Origin of the sequence: Mediterraneibacter agrestimuris (genome assembly GCF_943193195.1) — a bacterium.
GTDB lineage: Bacteria > Bacillota > Clostridia > Lachnospirales > Lachnospiraceae > Schaedlerella > Schaedlerella agrestimuris.
The window spans coordinates 1-20,969 of record NZ_CALPDG010000028.1; the positions used below are offsets into that span (position 1 = coordinate 1).

General features: G+C 43.6%; 20 protein-coding genes and 1 tRNA gene. 19 read left to right on the forward strand and 2 right to left on the reverse strand.

Going from position 1 to position 20,969, the window contains the following annotated elements; translation table 11 throughout:
- Nucleotides 1-159 precede the first annotated feature (159 nt).
- The 3 genes from NFS18_RS12845 to NFS18_RS12855 all read left to right on the forward strand — a co-directional run bounded on the left by NFS18_RS12845 (nucleotide 160) and on the right by NFS18_RS12855 (nucleotide 2,739).
- On the forward strand, nucleotides 160-1,428 hold the full coding sequence (locus NFS18_RS12845) for a diaminopimelate decarboxylase (RefSeq protein ID WP_251390740.1): 1,269 nt from the start codon (nucleotides 160-162) through the stop codon (nucleotides 1,426-1,428).
- Between the two features lie 176 nt (nucleotides 1,429-1,604).
- Nucleotides 1,605-1,687 (forward strand) — tRNA-Leu (locus NFS18_RS12850).
- Between the two features lie 182 nt (nucleotides 1,688-1,869).
- Nucleotides 1,870-2,739 (forward strand): shikimate dehydrogenase, encoded by an 870-nt coding sequence (locus NFS18_RS12855; RefSeq protein ID WP_251390742.1) that lies wholly within the window; start codon nucleotides 1,870-1,872, stop codon nucleotides 2,737-2,739.
- Between the two features lie 96 nt (nucleotides 2,740-2,835).
- Here the strand turns inward: NFS18_RS12855 and NFS18_RS12860 are convergent, their stop codons facing one another.
- On the reverse strand, nucleotides 2,836-3,456 hold the full coding sequence (locus NFS18_RS12860; RefSeq protein WP_251390745.1) for an HAD family hydrolase: 621 nt from the start codon (nucleotides 3,454-3,456) through the stop codon (nucleotides 2,836-2,838).
- Nucleotides 3,457-3,709: 253 nt separating this feature from the next.
- Here NFS18_RS12860 and NFS18_RS12865 point away from each other — a divergent pair, with 253 nt between their 5' ends.
- From NFS18_RS12865 to NFS18_RS12900, 8 genes are all read left to right on the forward strand, one after another.
- Nucleotides 3,710-3,991 carry a nucleotidyltransferase family protein gene (locus tag NFS18_RS12865; protein WP_251390747.1) on the forward strand — a complete coding sequence of 94 codons (282 nt, stop codon included), beginning with the start codon at nucleotides 3,710-3,712 and terminating at the stop codon, nucleotides 3,989-3,991.
- A complete protein-coding gene (locus NFS18_RS12870) occupies nucleotides 3,972-4,373 on the forward strand; it encodes an HI0074 family nucleotidyltransferase substrate-binding subunit (protein WP_251390749.1) in 402 nt (133 codons plus the stop codon). The genes NFS18_RS12865 and NFS18_RS12870 overlap by 20 nt, the downstream gene beginning before the upstream one ends.
- Nucleotides 4,374-4,484: 111 nt before the next feature.
- Nucleotides 4,485-7,100 (forward strand): DNA polymerase I, encoded by a 2,616-nt coding sequence (gene polA / locus NFS18_RS12875; RefSeq protein WP_251390751.1) that lies wholly within the window; start codon nucleotides 4,485-4,487, stop codon nucleotides 7,098-7,100.
- 35 nt (nucleotides 7,101-7,135) lie between these two features.
- Nucleotides 7,136-7,720, forward strand: coding sequence for a dephospho-CoA kinase (gene coaE, locus NFS18_RS12880; protein WP_251390753.1), 585 nt, complete (start codon nucleotides 7,136-7,138; stop codon nucleotides 7,718-7,720).
- Complete coding sequence (locus tag NFS18_RS12885) at nucleotides 7,717-8,514, forward strand: MBL fold metallo-hydrolase (protein ID WP_251390755.1); 798 nt, start codon at nucleotides 7,717-7,719, stop codon at nucleotides 8,512-8,514. The genes coaE and NFS18_RS12885 overlap by 4 nt, the downstream gene beginning before the upstream one ends.
- Before the next feature lie 65 nt (nucleotides 8,515-8,579).
- The gene (locus NFS18_RS12890) at nucleotides 8,580-8,852 is read left to right on the forward strand and encodes an ACT domain-containing protein (protein WP_251390757.1); all 273 of its coding nucleotides are present in this window, start codon (nucleotides 8,580-8,582) and stop codon (nucleotides 8,850-8,852) included.
- Nucleotides 8,853-8,865: 13 nt separating this feature from the next.
- Nucleotides 8,866-10,230: a PFL family protein gene (locus NFS18_RS12895; RefSeq protein ID WP_251390759.1), complete on the forward strand. Its 1,365-nt coding sequence runs from the start codon at nucleotides 8,866-8,868 to the stop codon at nucleotides 10,228-10,230.
- A gap of 41 nt (nucleotides 10,231-10,271) precedes the next feature.
- Nucleotides 10,272-11,141 (forward strand): DegV family protein, encoded by an 870-nt coding sequence (locus tag NFS18_RS12900; protein ID WP_251390761.1) that lies wholly within the window; start codon nucleotides 10,272-10,274, stop codon nucleotides 11,139-11,141.
- On the opposite strand, the gene NFS18_RS12905 is transcribed toward NFS18_RS12900, so the two are convergent.
- Complete coding sequence (locus NFS18_RS12905; protein WP_251390763.1) at nucleotides 11,131-12,411, reverse strand: nucleotidyltransferase; 1,281 nt, start codon at nucleotides 12,409-12,411, stop codon at nucleotides 11,131-11,133. The genes NFS18_RS12900 and NFS18_RS12905 overlap by 11 nt on opposite strands.
- A 72-nt stretch (nucleotides 12,412-12,483) precedes the next feature.
- On the opposite strand from NFS18_RS12905, the gene mgtE reads away from it, so the two are divergent.
- The 8 genes from mgtE (at nucleotide 12,484) to pta (ending at nucleotide 20,925) form a co-directional block, all read left to right on the forward strand.
- Complete coding sequence (gene mgtE / locus NFS18_RS12910) at nucleotides 12,484-13,818, forward strand: magnesium transporter (RefSeq protein ID WP_251390765.1); 1,335 nt, start codon at nucleotides 12,484-12,486, stop codon at nucleotides 13,816-13,818.
- A gap of 356 nt (nucleotides 13,819-14,174) precedes the next feature.
- A complete protein-coding gene (locus NFS18_RS12915) occupies nucleotides 14,175-14,870 on the forward strand; it encodes an N-acetylmannosamine-6-phosphate 2-epimerase (RefSeq protein WP_251390767.1) in 696 nt (231 codons plus the stop codon).
- A 59-nt stretch (nucleotides 14,871-14,929) separates the two neighbouring features.
- A complete protein-coding gene (locus tag NFS18_RS12920; RefSeq protein ID WP_251390769.1) occupies nucleotides 14,930-15,856 on the forward strand; it encodes a dihydrodipicolinate synthase family protein in 927 nt (308 codons plus the stop codon).
- A 64-nt stretch (nucleotides 15,857-15,920) separates the two neighbouring features.
- Nucleotides 15,921-17,432: a sodium:solute symporter gene (locus NFS18_RS12925; RefSeq protein ID WP_251390771.1), complete on the forward strand. Its 1,512-nt coding sequence runs from the start codon at nucleotides 15,921-15,923 to the stop codon at nucleotides 17,430-17,432.
- A gap of 25 nt (nucleotides 17,433-17,457) precedes the next feature.
- Nucleotides 17,458-17,910, forward strand: a complete 453-nt coding sequence (locus NFS18_RS12930) for a YhcH/YjgK/YiaL family protein (protein ID WP_251390773.1) — start codon at nucleotides 17,458-17,460, stop codon at nucleotides 17,908-17,910.
- A 12-nt stretch (nucleotides 17,911-17,922) separates the two neighbouring features.
- Nucleotides 17,923-18,819, forward strand: coding sequence for an ROK family protein (locus tag NFS18_RS12935; RefSeq protein WP_251390776.1), 897 nt, complete (start codon nucleotides 17,923-17,925; stop codon nucleotides 18,817-18,819).
- A 49-nt stretch (nucleotides 18,820-18,868) separates the two neighbouring features.
- Nucleotides 18,869-19,702 carry a MurR/RpiR family transcriptional regulator gene (locus NFS18_RS12940; protein WP_251390778.1) on the forward strand — a complete coding sequence of 278 codons (834 nt, stop codon included), beginning with the start codon at nucleotides 18,869-18,871 and terminating at the stop codon, nucleotides 19,700-19,702.
- A 224-nt stretch (nucleotides 19,703-19,926) separates the two neighbouring features.
- Entirely contained in the window at nucleotides 19,927-20,925 is a 999-nt protein-coding gene (pta, locus tag NFS18_RS12945) for a phosphate acetyltransferase (protein WP_251390780.1), read from the forward strand.
- Nucleotides 20,926-20,969 lie beyond the last annotated feature (44 nt).

Below are 20,969 nucleotides of genomic sequence, written 5' to 3' on the forward strand. Positions count from 1 at the left end.
CAACAGATAACCCTGTTCGAATACTTTAAAATAGCGGATTGTGGGGCATGAGGAATTAAAAAATGGGGAAACTCAAAATCGGATTTTTATATGGAAAAAGCGAAATCATTATGCTATAATGAGATGATTTATACGGTCTGATGATAAAGGAGAAAGAGGATGAAAAAGAGACCATTTGTAACAAAAGAGCAGTTGGATGAAATTGTAAAGACATATCCGACACCCTTTCATTTGTATGATGAGAAAGGGATCCGGGCAAATGTAAAGGCGCTAAAAGAAGCTTTTTCATGGAATCCGGGGTTTAAAGAATATTTTGCAGTTAAAGCAACACCGAATCCGTTTTTGATACAGATTCTTCAGGAATACGGCTGCGGCTGTGATTGTTCTTCTTATACAGAGCTTATGATTTCAGAGGCGGTCGGAGCAGTGGGAGAGGATATTATGTTTTCTTCTAATGAGACTCCGGCAGAGGAATTTGTCTATGCAGATAAACTGGGGGCAATCATTAATCTGGATGATTTTACTCATATAGAATTTTTGGAGAAAACACTCGGACATATTCCTGAGACAATCAGCTGCCGTTTCAATCCAGGTGGATTGTTTAAAATCAGTAATGATATTATGGATAATCCAGGGGATTCTAAGTATGGAATGACGCCAGAGCAGATTGTTGAGGCATTCAAAGTGCTTAAGAGCAAGGGAGCAAAGGAATTTGGACTTCATGCATTTCTTGCCAGCAATACGGTGACAAATGAATATTACCCGATGCTTGCCAAAATACTCTTTGAGCAGGCTGTAAAATTACAGAAAGAAACAGGGGTACACATTAAGTTTATCAACTTGTCCGGCGGAATTGGTATTCCGTATACACCAGATCAGGAGCCGAACGATATCCGCATTATCGGAGATGGAGTGCGCCGTGTTTATGAAGAAGTTCTTGTTCCGGCAGGTATGGGAGATTTGGCAATATATACCGAGTTGGGACGTTACATGATGGGACCTTACGGCTGTCTGGTAACGACTGCTATTCATGAGAAGCATACTTATAAAGAATATATTGGTGTGGATGCCTGCGCAGTCAATCTGATGCGTCCGGCTATGTACGGGGCATATCATCATATTACCGTTATGGGAAAAGAGGAACAGTCGTGTGACCATCAGTATGACGTGGTGGGATCACTTTGTGAGAACAATGATAAGTTTGCAATCGACCGGATGCTTCCTAAGATTGAAAAGGGAGATTATCTTGTGATCCATGATACAGGAGCGCATGGATTTTCTATGGGATACAGTTATAACGGAAAATTAAAATCAGCAGAAATTCTTTTGAAAGAGGATGGGAGTACACAGCTGATACGCCGTGCGGAAACTCCGGCAGACTATTTTGCAACATTTGATTGTTTTGAGATAAGAGATAAATTGATTTGAATTTATATTTTGAATATCTTGTTAATAAAAAATTGGTTGAGTGAAAAGGTTAAGTGCATGAGGGTGGAATTTAGAATTTAGAATTTCATTCAAGGGTAGAAAAAAGTTCTTGCATTATCTGGCAGAATATGCTATGATATAAAACGGTTTGAAGAGGATGATATTCAAGCCGTTAAGCGGATGTGGCGGAATGGCAGACGCACAAGACTCAAAATCTTGCGGGGGTGACCTCGTGTGGGTTCAAGTCCCACCATCCGCATTAGAAGGCGCGAGGCAGAACGTAAGTAGTTCAGGCTTTGCGCCGTTTTGCGCAGTTAATTGAATTCACCGGATACTGTGATGAGCGGTTGTCTGGTGTTTTTTTATGATATAAGAAATTTTTGAGGGGATTCTGTGAAGTGCGAAGCAGGTGAAACGAAAGAAAGTGAAAGGGGAGCATTTATGAGTGACAGAATTACCGGGAATACAAGGCTTACAGGGCTTTTGGGCAGTCCTGTGGCACACAGTATTTCTCCGATGATGCACAATGAAGCATTTAAGAAACTTGGACTGGATTATGCATATCTGGCATTTGATGTGGGAACAGAAAAATTGGCAGCAGCAGTGGAAGGGCTGAAAGTGCTGAACGTAAGAGGATTCAATCTGACGATGCCAGATAAGAATCTGATGTGTACACTTTGTGATAAGCTGTCTCCGGCAGCGGAAATCATTGGTGCAGTCAATACGGTTGTGAATGATGATGGTGTACTTACAGGACATACGACAGATGGAACCGGATATATGATGTCATTAAAAAATGCGGGATATGATATCATTGGAAAGAAGATGACGATTTTGGGTGCCGGAGGCGCAGGAACTTCAATTCTTGTACAGGCGGCGTTGGATGGTGCAGCGGAGATTGCGGTGTTTAACAGAAGAACGCCGTTTTTTGAACGGACGCAGGAGATCATTGGGAAGCTGAAAGAACGAACGAAGTGCAGAATCCGGTTATATGATTATGAGGATCCGTCATTGCTTCGCAGGGAGATCAGTGAAAGTGTGATTCTGATAAACGCGACGTCTTTGGGGATGGCGCCAAATGTGGATGCATGTATCATACAAGATCCTTCAATGCTTCATCCGGAGCTGATCGTATCAGATGTGATTTATAATCCAAGGGAAACAAAGCTTTTGCGGATGGCAAAAGAGATCGGATGTCCGACTTTTAACGGAATGTATATGCTGTTGTATCAGGGAGCGGAAGCATTTCAGATATGGACAGGACAGGAGATGCCGGTGGAGCATATTAAAAATATGTTTTTCTGTTCATAAAAAGAGGAGTATCAAAATATTTTGATTGTTTTAAATATTTTGAATGCTCCTCTATATTTTTTGTATTCAGTGTAGTAAATGTGCAGATAGTAACGTTTATAATTCCATGTTTAATAATTCTGAAATGGAATCAATCTTTGTTTCAGCCTCAGGAACATCTCCGAATCCGTAAGCAGCAAAGATGAACGGGATTTTTGCTTCTTTGCAGGCATCTGCATCCCCTTGTGTGTCACCGATGTAAACGACATCATTCAGATTGTTGCGTTCCATCAGGGTACGGATCGTCTGTCCTTTGGAAGTCAGTGTCTGTCCATAGCAGAGGGTATCTTTAAAATAGTCTTTCAGACCACAGGTTCTTAAAAGTATTTCTATATAACCACATTGGCAATTACTTACAATATACAGATTTGTCCTGCGGGAGAGCATCTGTATGGTTTCGGCAGCACCGTCATACAGTGTACCCGGTTTTTCTTCCAAAAGTGCATTTTCATATTGGAAACACAAGTCTCCGATTCGTTTCTGTTCTGTATCGGTAAGCTGTGGGAAAAGAGCCTGATATATCTGCTCCATTGTTTTCCCGAACAGAGTTTTAAGACGTTCGCCGTCTATTGTGATATCCAGATTGGAGCCATCGCGAATTGCCTTGTTCCATGATTCTGCAACGGTATCTGTGGAATCCCAAAGGGTTCCGTCTACATCAAATATAATTCCATCCATAATTGTACCTCCATTATATGTTGTTACAGACCTTGCAGTAAATGCAAAGTCCGATGTTAAACTGCTGTCAACCATAACTATAACACAAAAGGGCAAAACTGCAAAAATAAATTTTCTATTTTCCCAACACGCATTTTTACGGAGTTTTGCAGCAAGTGCAAACCCACATGGGTGGACTGGGGTAGATGTATGAAGAGAATTGTGTTATACTTCCGTTATGTAGATTCATCAGACAAGATAGGAGAAGTATAGTATGAACGTAATGCCCGTTTCGGAATTAATAGAGAAAGTTACGGAAATCTGTAAGGAAAATGGCGTAAGGGGACTGGAGCTATTTGGATCTTTTGCGACTGGTACGGCAACTGATACCAGTGATATTGATTTTGTTGTATATGGCTGTAAAGATGTGCTGAGACTGGAACAGGCGCTGGAAGACATTGAAACACTTCGCAAGATAGATATTTTTGATTATGACAGTATTCATAATGAGTTTTTATTGGAGGATATTAAGAAATATGGAAAGAAAATATATTAATCGATACCATACATTTTGCAGGAGTATGAAGAATCTGGAAAAAAGCCGGATGGCAGATCCAAGTGCGGATTTTGTTCTGGCTGCTACCGTTTTGAACTTTAATCTTACGTTTGATATAGCATGGAAGGTTATGAAGGATATACTTGTAAAACAGATGGGAATATTGGATTTTGCAATGGGATCGCCAAGGGAAACCTTACAGCAGGCATTTACAAATGGGATTATCGAAGATGATCAATGGATGCGGATGTTGAAAGATAGAAATCAATTGGCACATGATTATGACGGAACGTTTGCGGCGGAAAAATTTCGAGACATTGTTCAGATATATTATGCGCTGTTTGAGCAATTAAAAAATAAGTGTGAGAAATATTATATTTAAGTTGATAATGCTGCAAAGACACTTTTAAAAAGATTCCTTTTAGTGTATACTAAACTGGGATTTAAGGAAGTTCTAGAAGACGGGTTATGAAACCAGCGAGGTATTCGATTTATGAGCGATAAAATAGTTTTGATTGATGGACATAGTATCTTGAACCGTGCATTTTACGGCGTGCCAGATCTGACCAATGCAGAAGGACTGCATACCAATGCGATTTATGGATTTTTGAATATTATGTTTAAGATTCTGGATGAGGAGAAGCCGGAATATCTGACTGTGACTTTTGATGTGCACGCACCGACCTTCCGGCATGAGATGTTTGCAGAGTATAAGGGTACCAGAAAGCCTATGGCGGAAGAGCTTCGCCAGCAGGTACCGGTAATGAAGGAAGTTCTGCAGGCAATGGGGATTGCTACGATAGAAAAAGCGGGACTGGAAGCAGATGATCTGCTGGGGACGATTTCCCGTATCTGTGAAGAAAAGGGGATGGAAGTGTCTATTATTTCCGGAGACAGAGACACACTGCAGCTTGCTACAGAGCGTGTGAAAATCCGGATTCCGAAGACAAAACAGGGACGTACCGAGGTGGAGGACTACTATGCGGCGGACGTTCAGGAGAAGATGGGAGTCACCCCGGTTGAATTTATTGATGTAAAAGCATTGATGGGAGACACTTCGGATAACATTCCGGGCGTGCCAGGTGTGGGAGAGAAGACAGCGACCAAGATTATTGCGGAATATGGCTCTATTGAAAATGCGTATGCTCATGCAGAAGAATTAAAACCGCCGAGAGCGAGCAAGAATATACAAGAATTCTGGGAGCAGGCATGTATGAGCAAGACGCTTGCAACCATTGATACCTATGCGGAGATCACGTTTGATCTGGAGAATGCACGGTATGGCGATCCATATACAAAGGAAGCCCATGATTATTTCCAGAGGCTTCAGTTTAAAAATCTTTTGAATCGGTTTGATGTGGAATCTACGGCCAACAATGTAGAAGAATACTTTCGGGAAGTAACTGACAGGGCAGAGATGGAGAAGATTTTTGCAGAAGCAAAGCAGGCGGAGACTGTGGGCGTGTCCATTTCCAAAGATGCGGGAAATGTACTGCCCTTATTTGCACATGAGTCGGGATACGGACGGATCGCAATTGCTTATGGAAATGAGAAGATTTATTCAATTCCATGTGATATGGATGTGACGATGGACAAATTGTTTGAAATGCTGCGGGAGATCTCTGGCACGGCGAAACAGTTTGTTATGTTTGACATGAAAACGTATCTTCCGGTTGTTCCGGTACAGAAACCCGAGCATTGCTTTGACGGAACAGTTGCAGCATACCTTCTGAATCCTTTGAAGAATGATTATACTTACGAAGACGTGGCAAGGGAGCAGTTGAATCTCATCATAGACGAGAACACAGATGAGATGAAATATTCCTGTTATGAGGCATATACCGCATTTGCGTCTGTGCAGCCTTTGACAGAGAAGCTAAAAGAGACGGGCATGTATGAACTGTTCACGGATATTGAGATGCCGCTGTTATTTACGCTGTATGATATGGAACGGGCAGGGGTTCAGGTCGAGGCAGATGAACTGAAGGAGTATGGCGGGCAGCTGGGCAGCAGAATTGTGGAATTGGAAAAAGAGATTTATGAACTGGCGGGTGAGGCTTTTAATATCAATTCTCCAAAGCAGCTGGGTGTCATTTTATTTGAAAAGATGGCGCTGCCGGGCGGCAAGAAGACAAAGACCGGATATTCCACCGCGGCGGATGTGTTGGAGAAGCTGGCTCCGGAGGCTCCGGTTGTAGATAAAATATTGGAATATCGGCAGTTGACCAAGTTAAAATCAACATATGCAGATGGATTGGCGAATTACATCGGTTCAGACGGAAGGATTCATGGGAAATTTAATCAGACCATTACGGCTACCGGACGTATCAGCAGTACGGAGCCGAATTTACAGAACATTCCGGTGCGGATGGAACTGGGAAGGCTGATCCGAAAGGTTTTTGTGCCGCGGAATGGTTATATATTTCTGGATGCGGATTACTCGCAGATTGAGCTTCGGATTCTGGCGCATTGTTCTGGAGATGAACAGTTGATCGGTGCATACAGGGAAGCACAGGATATTCACCGGCTGACGGCGTCACAGGTATTTCATATTCCGTTTGACGAAGTGACAGATCTGCAGAGAAGGAATGCAAAAGCAGTAAACTTCGGCATTGTGTATGGGATCAGTTCGTTTGGACTGAGTCAGGATCTGAGTATTACGAGAAAAGAGGCGGCTCAATATATTGACAGTTACTTTGAAACCTATCCGGGAATCAAACAGTTTCTGGATGAACAGGTGGCGCACGCCAAGGAGAACGGATATGTGTCGACTTTGTTCGGACGCCGCAGACCTGTGCCTGAATTGAAATCCAGCAATTTTATGCAGAGAAGCTTCGGGGAACGTGTAGCGATGAATGCGCCCATTCAGGGAACGGCGGCAGATATTATCAAGATTGCAATGATCGGTGTGAACAGAGAATTAAAAGAACAAAAACTACAGTCCAGACTAATCCTGCAGGTACATGATGAACTTCTCATTGAAACACATTTGAGCGAAGTGGAGCAAGTGAAAGCAATATTGCAGAAGCAAATGGAACAGGCGGCGAAGCTGGAGGTTCCATTGATCGCAGACGTTCACTCTGGACAGAACTGGTATGAGGCAAAATAAGTCGCTTGATATTACAGAAAATAGGAAAAAGTGAAATGAAAGTATTGGGAATTACCGGCGGTGTGGGTTCGGGAAAGAGCTGTGTGCTGGAATATCTAAAAACCGAATATGGCGCTGTCATATGTCAGTTGGATGAGGTGGCAAAGGCGTTGCAGAAGAAAGGGCAGTCCTGCTACAGCAGGATCGTGGAAGCTTTCGGACAGGTGATTTTGACAGATGACGGCGAACTGGACAGGGGGAAGCTTTCGCAGATCGTATTTCGGGATGCAAGCAGGCTGAAGCTGCTGAATACAATTGTCCATCCGGCTGTAAAGCAGCAGGTGCAGCGTTATATTTCCGAAGAAAAGGCGAAACGGACATCTTTGTATGTTATTGAAGCGGCGCTTTTGCCAACGGCAGGGTATGAGGATATTTGTGATGAAATGTGGTATATTTTCGCGGCGGAGGATGTGCGGCGGGAACGTCTGAGGGCATTCCGCGGATATACAGATGAAAAAATAACAGATATGATACAGTCTCAGCCGGCGGAAGAGATATTTCGCTTGGCATGTACCGCTGTGATTGATAACAGCGGGGGATTTGAAGAGACGAAGAAACAGATAGGAGAGTTACTGATATGAGAATGTGCAGCATTGCCAGCGGAAGCAGCGGCAACTGTATTTATGTGGGAAGCGACAATACCCATCTTTTAGTGGATACAGGCATCAGCAAGAAACGAATTGAAGAGGGATTAAAGCAGTTAGAAATTAAAGGAGAAGAGTTAGATGGAATTCTTGTGACCCATGAGCATTCGGATCATATTCAAGGGCTGGGAGTATTCAGCCGGAAATATGAAGTTCCGATTTATGCTACAGAAGGAACTATAGAAGGCATCAAGGCAAGTTCCTCGCTGGGGAAAATGCCCGAAGGACTGCTTCATCCGATTGTCGTTGACGAGTCATTTACGATAGGGGATATAATGGTGGATCCTTTTGAGGTTTCCCATGACGCCAGACAGCCATCGGCATACCGGATGGAATGCAACGGCAGGTCAGCAGCGGTTGCGACGGATCTGGGAATGTACAATGAATATATAGTGAAGAAACTAAAAGGACTGGATGCAATCCTTTTGGAAGCTAATCATGATGTCCATATGCTGGAGGTGGGCGGATATCCGTACCCGCTGAAGCGGAGAATTCTGGGGGATAAAGGACATCTTTCAAATGAATTGTCGGGAATGCTTCTTTGTGATATACTACATAATGGTCTGAAACACATCGTTCTCGGACATTTGAGCAAGGAAAATAATTATGCCAGACTGGCATATGAAACTGTAAAACTGGAAGTAACACTGGGCGACAACCCGTACAAAGGAGAAGAACTGGATATGCAGGTTGCGAAGAGAGACAGTGTTTCTGATATATTAACCTTCTGAGGAAGGGCGTTCGGATCAACCGGGTAGGAAACTCAGTGTAAATGAATCACAAGGAGGAAATCATCATGAAAAAATGTATTGTAACTGTATTAGGAAAGGATACCGTTGGTATTATTGCAAAGGTCTGCACATATCTGGCAGAGAATAAGATCAACATTCTGGATATTTCCCAGACGATCGTTCAGGGATATTTCAACATGATGATGATAGTGGATGTGTCTGCAATCGAGAAAGATTTTACTGTCATCAGTGATGAGATGGACTCACTGGGTGCGGAAATCGGGGTAAGTATCCGTTGTCAGAGAGAAGAGATCTTTGAGAAAATGCATCGGTTGTAAGGGGACACTGACTATGATAAATATGTATGAAGTTACAGAGACGAATAAAATGATCGAGCATGAGAATCTGGACGTGCGTACGATCACACTTGGAATCAGTCTTCTGGATTGTATTGATTCAAATCTGGAAGAACTAAATCGGAAGATTTATGAGAAGATTACCACAGTTGCGAAGAATCTTGTCAGCACAGGAGAAGAGATTGAGAAGGAATTCGGGATTCCGATCGTCAATAAGCGAATCTCCATTACTCCGATCGCACTGGTGGGGGCAGCAGCCTGTAAAAGTTCCGAGGATTATGTGACGATTGCCCGGACGCTGGACAAGGCGGCAAGAGAAGTGGGAGTCAACTTTATAGGCGGATATTCAGCGCTGGTGTCCAAAGCAATGACTCCGTCGGATGAGAACCTGATCCGTTCCATTCCGCAGGCATTGGCGGAGACAGAACGGATCTGCAGTTCTGTGAATGTCGGTTCTACAAAGACCGGAATCAATATGGATGCAGTCCGGCTGTGCGGAGAAATTGTAAAGGCTGCTGCAGAGGCAACCGCGGATAAGGATTCTCTTGGCTGTGCGAAGCTCGTGATCTTCTGCAACGCTCCGGACGATAATCCATTTATGGCGGGAGCTTTCTTAGGCGTGACAGAAGGAGATGCTGTTATCAATGTAGGTGTCAGCGGTCCGGGAGTTGTGAAAAAGGCCTTGGAAAAGGTAAGAGGAAAAGGCTTTGAAGAGCTTTGCGAAACGATCAAGAAGACAGCATTTAAGGTGACTCGTGTTGGTCAGCTTGTGGCAGGAGAGGCATCCAGACGTCTCGGCATTCCATTTGGTATTGTTGATCTGTCCCTGGCTCCGACACCGGCGATCGGTGACAGTGTGGCAGAGATCCTGGAAGAGATTGGGCTGGAACGTGTAGGCGCTCCGGGAACAACGGCTGCGCTTGCCATGTTAAACGACCAGGTGAAAAAAGGCGGAGTTATGGCATCCTCTTATGTAGGGGGCTTAAGCGGCGCATTTATCCCGGTCAGCGAAGATCAGGGAATGATTGATGCAGTCAATGTGGGAGCTCTGACTCTGGAAAAGCTGGAGGCTATGACATGTGTTTGTTCCGTAGGATTGGATATGATCGCAATTCCGGGCAAGACAAGCGCAGCTACTATTTCCGGTATTATTGCGGATGAGATGGCAATCGGAATGGTGAATCAGAAGACAACAGCGGTGCGCCTGATTCCGGTCATCGGCAAGGATGTAGGAGATGTGGCAGAGTTCGGCGGTCTGCTTGGATATGCGCCGATCATGCCTGTTAATGAATTTGGCTGTGAGGCATTTGTGAATCGTCAGGGAAGGATCCCGGCGCCGATCCATAGTTTTAAGAACTAATTACAGATAATTAAGAAGGAAAATAAGGAATAAGAATAATTATGAAAAAAATAGCAATTGTAACGGATAGTAACAGCGGAATTACACAAGCACAGGCAAAAGAATTGGGAATTACGGTTCTCCCAATGCCGTTTTTTATCAATGAGGAATTGTTCTTTGAGGACATTTCGCTTAGTCAGGAAGAGTTTTATCAGAGATTGGAAGAGGATGCGGATATTTCCACATCCCAGCCCTCACCTGGAGATGTGATTGATCTTTGGGACAAGCTGCTGGAAGAGCACGAGGAAATTGTACATATTCCGATGTCCAGCGGACTGAGCAGTACCTGCGAGACAGCAATCTCTCTGTCTCAGGACTATGACGGAAGAGTGCAGGTTGTGGACAATAAGAGAATTTCCGTGACATTGGTAGAATCTGTGATGGATGCCATTAAACTGCGTGATGCAGGGAAATCAGCGGCAGAGATCAAGGAGATTCTGGAACGTGAATGGGCAGAAGCTACGATTTACATCACTGTGGATACATTAAAATACTTGAAAAAGGGCGGAAGAATCACACCTGCGGCGGCAGCTCTTGGTACGGTGCTGAATCTGAAACCAGTATTGACCATACAAGGAGATAAGCTGGATGCTTTTGCGAAAGTACGTGGCTGGAAGGCTGCCAAGAAAACAATGCTGAAGGCAATCGACAAGGATATCAAGGAACGGTTTGCCGGAAAAGAAAAGAATCTGGTGCTGGGGATGGTATATGGCGGCAATCCGGAAGAGGCGGCTGAATGGAAACAGGAGATTCAGGCGGCATTTCCGGGATATGAAGTGGCAGAAGCACCGTTGTCATTGAGTGTGGCATGTCATATCGGAAAGGGAGCGTTGGCAATTACTTGTACGAAAAAGGCGGATTTCACACTTTAATAATGGCCTGGTGATATTCATTCTCATAAGCTGTTTTGTATTTGTCTGTAACAACAGAGTTATACAGGTTGGATGCAAGTATATCCTGGGTCAGCATCCTGCGTCCGGTGTCAGACAGAAAATCTGTATCGTACAGCTTGGTCAGAAGTGGGATCCGGCTCTGTTTTGCCACGGCAGAAATGACCTTTTCTGAATCTTTGCGGAATCCAAGTAAGTGTGCATAGGCATGAGCCCCTTCTTCAAGATAGAGGGTGACTGTGTCCTTTTTGATCCCCAGCATAATATGAAGCAGGGATCGGTTGATACGTGTCTGGGTCAGTTCCCTTGTCTTTAACAGTTCACAGTACTGTTTGTAGTTAAAGTAGTTGTTGAGCTGACCGGAGATCCGGTTGGCAAGATCCGGAGACACATCCATATACATGGTCAGTGTCTCCGGTGTTTTGTTCAGCAGTTTATATTTCAGTAAAAGAGAAAAGTCATTTTGATAAACAGGATATTTTACCCTGTGATAATCTTTTAAAAGTTCCAGACAGTCGGATGGAACCTGATCTTCCAGTGCGCCGAGAAGGTGATGGAATGTGGAATTTTCAAATGTCTCCGGGCTTTCCGTATGCACCATGGAACCAGAGTAAGCCAACAGAGACCGGATGGCAGAGGCAGAACTGTTTACCGGATGGAGAGTTTCATCGTGGTAATGGGCGCCGTGCCGTTTGATGGTGTAAGGCTTCATAGAACTGTTCAGCTTTTTTAAGGCTTTTAAGTACTCGATGCCGAGAATGTTATTTGGGTTATTTAGTAAGGAATAATTTTGAATATGCATATAAGCAGATAAAGCCGCTTGTCTGGCATGTGGATAAGAAACCCCGTTTTTTAGGTGTTTACGGAGTTCCACACGGTATTCTTCTGGTTCTTCAAGCAGAACATCTGCAATTGTTTGTAAACCATCCAAATCATTACATTCGCTGCCAAAGCAAATGGAGTCTACAACTCCCAGATGATCGAAAAAGGAGACAGCTCCTTCGGCAAATAATTCGGCGCTTCCAGTGGCATAACAGACAGGCAGTTCAAAGACCGCAGACGCACCGCTTTTGAGCGCCATTTCTGTGCGGAGACGCTTGGGCATAATTGCCGGAACACCTCTCTGAACATAATCCCCGCTCATAATGACAACTGCATAATCTGCGCCTGTAAGCTCTTTTGCTTTGGTAATATGGTGCAAGTGTCCGTTATGGAATGGGTTATATTCTGCAATTAATCCGACAACTTTCATGATTTTCTCCTTGTATATATTTTTGTAAACCATTATACTATAAAAGGGTAAAGAAGAAAAGAGGTGGATGACATGGAGAGAGAACGCATAGAAGTGTTGCTTGATGAGAGAAGGTTCAAAGAGCTAAAAGAACAACTGGAAACCATGCATCCTGTTGATATAGTGGACGTACTGAATGAACTGGAAGAACGTCAGATGATACTGGTCTTCCGTCTTTTGGCAAAGGAAGAGGCTGCTGAAGTATTTACAGATATGGAAAGCGATATGCGTGAGTATCTGATCAATACACTGACAGATGCCGAGCTGGAAGAGATCATGGACGAGATGTACGTGGATGATACAGTAGACGTATTGGAAGAGATGCCTGCAAACGTGGTAGACCGTCTTCTGATGGCAACGGATGAGGATACCCGCCGTAAGATTAACATCCTTTTGCAATACCCGGAAGACAGTGCGGGAAGTATCATGAACGTGGAGTATATCAGTCTGCGTAAGGAAATGACCGTAGAGGAAGCTATTTTGAAGATCCGGCAGGTCGGTATTAACCGGGAGACGATTTACACTTGTTATGTAACAGAAAAGAAGAAACTGATCGGAGCCGTGGATATTAAGGATCTTCTGACAGCTGGAGAATCTCGTCTTATAGAGGATATTATGGAGGAAAATGTACTCTATGCCAAGACCATGGACGACCAGGAAGAAGTAGCCAAGACTATTCGGAAGTATGGTCTTGTGGCAATCCCGATCATTGATCATGAGAATTGTCTGGTCGGTATCGTAACAGTAGATGATGCCATGCTTGTTATGCAGGACGAGACAACAGAAGATATCAGTATCATGGCCGGTGTCAGTCCGAATGAGGATTCTTATTTCGGAACCTCGGTATTTCAGCATGCAAGGAACCGTACCCTGTGGCTTATGCTTCTGATGCTTTCGGCAACTGTGAGCGGAGAGATTTTGGCATATTATGAAGATGCAATGGCAGCCATGCCGATTTTGATTACGTTTATTCCGATGCTGATGGGGACAAGCGGTAACAGTGGATCCCAGAGTTCTACCATGGTGATCCGGGGACTGGCGGTAGGAGAAATCCGGTTTAAGGATTTTTTCAAGGTGTTGTTTAAGGAACTGCGGATCGCACTGCTGGTAGGAACGCTTCTGGCAGTGGTCAACGGAATCCGTGTTTATCTGATGTATGATCAGGATGTGATGTTGGCGGTATCCATCGGAGTGACGATGATCGGCATTGTCTGTATGGCAAAATGTGTGGGCTGTGTCCTGCCGCTTCTGGCAAAAAAAATCGGACTGGATCCGGCATTGATGGCGGCTCCGCTGATTTCCACAATTATGGATACATGTACGATTTTATTGTATTTTGCGATTATCACATCGATATACAGAATGTAAAGGACAGAGGTTTCATTGGATATAGAATAGGTGAGAGCGCTTCAGGCAGAGAAAGCTGTCTGGAGCTTTTTTTATGATATAGGAAAGTTTTCATTTTCCTATATCATCTAACCTTTTTGTTTTTAGGCGATAGGAAATATGAGAGGAAACGATTGCTTTGTATGATTAGAAACAGGATGGAAAGAACTTTCAATCCCTATGTGCATCTATCAAATTGAATAAAAAATCTTTAATGAAATTAGCACATTGTGCTGAAAGAAATGAAAGTACTTTCTAAACAAAGATATTATGTTGAAAAAGCTTGCAAAATGGATATACTGAGAATATAGATGAGCGAAAGCAGAAAGGAGAATGAGATGGAAAAACAAGTTGAGCAGCTAAAAGGAAAGTTGATTGTATCCTGTCAGGCATTGCCCCATGAGCCCCTTCACTCTTCCTTTATTATGGGAAGAATGGCGCGTGCCGCAGCAGAGGGCGGGGCATATGGAATACGTGCGAACACGAAAGAAGATATCGCAGAAATCAAGCAGAATGTAGAGCTTCCGATTATCGGTATCGTAAAGCGGGATTATGATGACAGCAAAATTTATATTACCCCGACGATGAAAGAAATCGAGGAACTGAGGGAAGTGAAGCCGGAGATTATCGCTGTGGATGCAACAAATGCAATCAGACCGGGCAATATAACTCTGGATGAGTTTTACCGGAATATTCGGGAAAAGTATCCAAAACAGTTATTAATGGCAGATTGTTCGACTGTGGAAGAAGCACTTCATGCAGATGAACTTGGATTTGATTTCATTGGAACAACTCTGGTCGGATATACGGAACAGAGCAAGAATGATCGGATCGAGGAGAATGATTTCGAGATTATACGCAGGATTCTTGAAGGGATAAAGCATCCGGTGATTGCGGAAGGAAACATCAATACCCCGGAGAAAGCAAGAAGAGTAATTGAACTCGGATGTTACAGCGTGGTGGTAGGATCGATCATTACGCGTCCGCAGCTAATTACAAAGTCCTTCACAGAGGCATTGAAAAAAGCAGAATAATATGAAAAGAAATGAAGGAGCATGAAAACGGAGCGTTCAAGATTTAAGGAGGAAAACAGATGAGTAATTTGGAAAAATACAAAGGAATTATCCCGGCATTTTATGCATGTTACGACAGCGAAGGCAATGTAAGCCCGGAGGGTGTACGTGCGTTGACACAGCACTTTATTGACAAGGGTGTGAAAGGTGTATATGTCAATGGTTCATCCGGTGAATGTATTTATCAGGGTGTTGAAGAAAGAAAAATTATCATTGAAAATGTAATGGCAGCGGCAAAAGGAAAAATGACTGTGATCAATCATGTTGCGTGTAACAACACAAAGGACAGTGCAGAACTGGCAAGACATTCAGAGGAAGTGGGAGTTGACGCGATTGCTTCCATTCCTCCGATCTACTTCCGTCTTCCAGAATATTCCATTGCTGCTTATTGGAATGCAATCAGTGCGGCTGCTCCGAATACTGACTTTATCATCTACAACATCCCACAGCTTGCAGGCACAGCTCTGACAATGAGTCTGTTTGCAGAAATGATGAAGAATCCGAAGGTTGTAGGCGTAAAGAATTCTTCTATGCCGACGCAGGATATTCAGATGTTCAAGTCTGCCGGAATTGCGGCAAAGGGCGGATTTGTTGTATTTAATGGACCAGACGAACAGTTTGTTGCCGGACGTGCTATAGGAGCAGACGGCGGAATCGGCGGAACATATGGTGTGATGCCGGAGCTGTTTTTGAAAATGAATGAGCTGATTGTAAATGGAGAGCGGGAGACTGCAGCCGAACTTCAGTATGCAGTCAATGAAATTATTTACAAAATGTGCTCCAGCCATGCAAATATGTATGCAGTTGCAAAAGAGATTCTTCGTATAAACGATAACCTGGATTTGGGAGGTGTTCGTCTTCCGCTGGAAAACCTGCAGGAGAATGATAAGCTGATCGCCAAGGAAGCAGCAACAATGATCTGTGATGCAAAGGCAAAATATTTGTAAGAGAAGATTATATTTAAGAGAATGATAGAAGAGTAGAGAAAAATAAAAGACAGGGAGGTATAACATGCAAGGTTTTACAGTAGTAGATTTAGTTATTTTGATTGTATATCTGGCAGCAGTACTATTTGCGGGACTTCATTTTGCCAAAAAAAAAATGAAGGGAAAAGAGTATTTCAAGGGTGACGGAACTGTGCCGTGGTGGGTTACTTCCGTATCCATCTTTGCTACACTTTTAAGTCCGATTTCCTTTTTATCACTTGCGGGAAATTCCTATGCGGGAACATGGATCATGTGGTTTGGACAGCTTGGAATGATATTAGCGATTCCTTTGACAATCCGTTTTTTTCTGCCGATCTACAGTAAGCTGGATATTGACACGGCATATCACTATTTGGAACTGCGTTTCCACAGCAAGGGACTGCGAGTACTTGGCGCGGTGATGTTTATCGTTTATCAGATTGGCCGTATGTCTATTATCATGTACCTGCCGTGTATGGTACTTTCAAGTCTGATGGGAATCAATGTAAATATACTGATCATCATCATGGGTATTATCGCAATTATTTATTCCTATACAGGAGGACTGAAATCTGTACTTTGGACAGATTTTATTCAGGGTTCTGTTTTATTGATCGGCGTAACATTTGGCTTGTTCTTCTTGATTGGGCATATTGACGGCGGAATGGGTGCGATCTTCCACGAATTTACGACAGGACATAAATTCTTGGCGGAAAATCAGCCGATATTTGATGCAAATATTTTGAGAGACAGCGTGTTTCTTCTAATCGTCGGAGCAGGATTGAACACAATGGGCTCTTATGTATCGAGTCAGGATATCGTGCAGCGTTTTACAACTACAACAGATACAAAGAAACTGAATAAGATGATGCTGACAAACGGCGCACTGTCTATTTTTATTGCAACTGTATTCTACTTGATCGGAACAGGATTATATGTATTCTATCAGGTACAGGGCAACGTACTTCCGCCGGCAGCACAGCAAGATCAGATTTTTGCATCCTGGATTGCCTTTGAATTGCCGGTAGGTATTACAGGACTGCTTCTGGCAGCTATTTACGCAGCGGCTCAGTCTACATTGTCTACAGGATTGAATTCAGTAGCATCCAGTTGGACGTTGGATATTCAGGAACGCCTGTCCAAAAAAGAACTGAGTTTCGAGAAGCAGACAAAGATCGGGCAGTATGTGTCTCTGATTGTTGGTATCTTTTCAATTGTAGTAGCAATGGTACTGGCTAACGGCGGTGTGAAGTCAGCTTATGAGTGGTTCAACGGATTTATGGGACTGGTACTTGGAATTCTGATCGGAACATTTATTTTGGGAGCATTTACAAAGGTGGCGAATACGTTTGGCGCAACACTTGCATTTATCGCAGCATCTGCAGTGATGGTTTATATCAAGTATTTCGTACCGGCTGCAGAAATATCCATCTGGTCTTATTCCATCATCTCCATAGCGGTATCACTCGTAGTGGGTATTCCTGCAAGTATTATTTGGAGAAAGGTGAAGGGAGACAATTCCAAACCGGATCCGAATACGACAATTTTTAAGAATTAACAGGACAGAGCCGGAGGAAGAATAAATGATTTTTGGAAATATCGGAGACTTACAAGATTATAGTTATCTGGAAAAAGGAATATTGGAATGTTTTGCTTATGCCGGAGAACATGATTTGAAATTATATGAAAAAGGCAGTCATGAAATTGATGGCGACAGACTCTTTGTAAATATTGTAGAGTATGAGACAACAACATCGGAAGAACGTTTCTGGGAGGCTCACAGGCAATATCTGGATCTGCATCTGATGTTGGATGGAACAGAACAGATTGATCTGAATTTTATTGATAATCTGGAACAGGGGGATTTCGTGGATAAAGATGATTTTCTTCCGCTTGAGGGAGACAGCAACAGTCATGTAGTTCTGCGAAACGGAGATTTTTTGATTTGTTATCCGAAAGACGGGCACAGAACCGCAGTGCAGGTGAAACAGCCGGAGAAGATTAAAAAAGCCATTTTCAAGATTCGTATTGCATAAGGAGTAATGAAAATGAAAGAATACATCTGTATTGATATCGGAGGAACATCAATAAAGTACGGATTAATCCGGTCAGATGAACAGTTTGCAGAGACCGGGGAGATGCCGACGGAGGCAATGAAGTACGGCGGTCCGGGAATCGTAGAGAAAGTAAAGCAGATCATTGAAGTATATTTGCAGAAATATAATCCTTCTGGAGTTTGTATTTCTACGGCCGGTATGGTAGACTGGAAACAGGGCAGGATTACTTATGCGGCGCCTCTGATCCCGGATTATACAGGAACAGAGATGAAGAGGATCGTAGAAGAGACATATCATCTGCCTTGTGAGATGGAGAACGATGTCAATTGCGCAGGACTGGCAGAATATTTTGCAGGAGCGGCAAAGGGCAGCAGTATCAGTCTGTGTCTTACAGTCGGAACGGGAATTGGAGGAGCAATTGTTATAGACGGCAAAGTCTTTCATGGATTTTCCGGAAGCGGATGTGAAGTGGGATATATGCATCTGCGGGACGGGTGCTTTCAGGACTTGGGCGCAAGCAGTATCCTTGTAAAGAAGGCTGCCGAATATAAGCAGATAGACGAGTCGGATATTAATGGGAAATATGTATTTGAGCAAGCCAAAGCCGGGGATATGGATTGTATCCGGGCAATCGATGAAATGACAGATGTGCTTGGTATGGGGATCGCAAATATTTGCTATGTATTGAATCCGGAAGTAGTCGTACTTGGCGGCGGCATTATGGCGCAGAAGGCTTATCTGGAAGAAAGGATTCAAAAGAGTCTGGACAAATATTTGATTCCGGCAGTTTCCGCACATACCAGACTGGAGTTTGCGAAACATCAGAATCAGGCAGGAATGCTGGGCGCGTATTATCATTTTATTGAACGGCAGAAAAACACGTTCTGATATGGCAGGCGGACGTCTGTATCAGTAAATTTACAGATTGGAGTTTGAAATGAATCAGTATGAGAAAGATATTGTGCCTTTGATCGAGGCAGTTTATGGGAAACTGACCCCGTCGGAGAAAAGTATTGCAGATTTCTTCATCCATCATGGGCAGGAAGAGGATTTGTCATCTAAGAGTGTTTCTCAGCGGTTGTTTGTATCAGAGGCCACACTTTCTCGTTTTGCAAAGAAATGCGGCTTTAAAGGTTACCGGGAGTTTTTGTTCCGGTATAAGCAGACGGAGAAGATGACAGATGACGTATCGGCAAGCGATCATATCAAACTTGTATTGAATACGTATCAAGAACTGCTGAATAAAAGCTATTCGCTTCTGGATGAGGAGCAGATCGGCAGAATCGTGCAGATTCTTTCAGAAAAGAAACGAATTTATGTATATGGCAAGGGAAGCTCCGGAACGGTTGGTATGGAGATGAAGATGCGATTTATGCGTATCGGAGTCAATATTGAGGCTACCATGGACGAGCATATTATGAAAATGAATTCGGTTCTGTTAAATGAGGAATGTGCAGTCATAGGCATCAGCGTCAGCGGAAAGACAAAAGTTGTACTGGACTCTTTGAAAATTGCGAAGAAATGCGGGGCGGCAGTTATTTTGATGACATCCCGAAAGGAAAAACAGTTTGCTGAATTTTGTGACGAAGTGATGCTTGCGGCAGTGAAAGAGAACCTGGAAGGAGGAAAGGCGATCTCACCGCAATTCCCGATTCTGGTTATGGTAGATATGCTGTATTCCAGAATGATCCGGTCAGATCATGTCCGAAGAGAGACTCTGCATGAGTACACACTGGAAGTACTGAACGAGAAAAGTGCCGGAAAAGAATAGGAAGAATATTAAGAAACGTGAGCAGATAAATGATACCTCTAAAGCAGACAAGGTGAATAACCAAAATCTACTTTGGAGGTATTATTACGTTCTTACGTTTTAGACAGCATTTGTGCTTCGCCCCTGGGATTGTACTGAAAAATAGACATGGAAACATCTTGTATACAAAAAACCTTTGCGCTATAATAAGGGCAGTTAGAAAAAATGAAAGGTGGCATTTTATCATGGGATTTATTGATGAAATCAAAGCAAGAGCAAAGCAGGACATTAAAACAATCGTACTTCCGGAGACAGAAGACGAAAGAACTTACAAAGCAGCAGAAGCAGTCCTGAAAGAAGGTACTGCAAAGCTGATTCTTGTAGGAAGCAAGGAAGAGGTTGAAAAGAATGGCGCAGGATATGATCTGACAGGCGCAGTAATTGTAGATCCGTCTACATGTGAGAAGACTGAAAGCTACATTGCTAAGCTGGTAGAGCTGAGACAGAAGAAAGGAATGACAGAAGAACAGGCAAGAGAACTGCTTCTGAGCAACTATCTGTACTATGGCGTTATGATGGTAAAGATGGGGGATGCTGACGGTATGGTATCCGGAGCTTGCCACTCTACAGCAGATACACTTCGTCCATGTCTGCAGATTCTGAAGACAAAACCTGGAACAAAGCTTGTTTCTGCATTCTTTGTTATGGTAGTTCCGAATTGTGATATGGGGGCAGACGGAACATTTATCTTTGGAGATTCCGGTCTTGAGCAGAATCCCGATCCGGAGAAGCTGGCAAATATTGCGATTTCTTCTGCAGATTCCTTCAAGGCTCTGACAGGAAAAGAGCCGATTGTTGCAATGCTGTCACATTCCACAAAGGGAAGTGCGAAGCACGCTGACGTGGACAAGGTTGTAGAAGCTACAAGAATCGCAAAAGAGATGGCGCCGGAACTGAAACTGGACGGAGAATTACAGCTTGATGCAGCGATCGTACCGGAAGTCGGACAGTCTAAAGCTCCGGGAAGCCCGGTTGCAGGATATGCTAATGTACTGATCTTCCCTGACCTGGATGCAGGAAATATCGGATATAAGCTGGCACAGAGACTGGCAAAAGCCGAAGCATACGGACCGCTTACACAGGGAATCGCAGCACCGGTCAATGACCTGTCACGCGGATGTTCAGCAGAGGATATCGAAGGTGTAGTAGCAATTACAGCGGTACAGGCTCAGGCACAAAGCTAAAGCACTTCATGAGGCATTTCCGAATGTAGTGCGCAGCTTGTTTG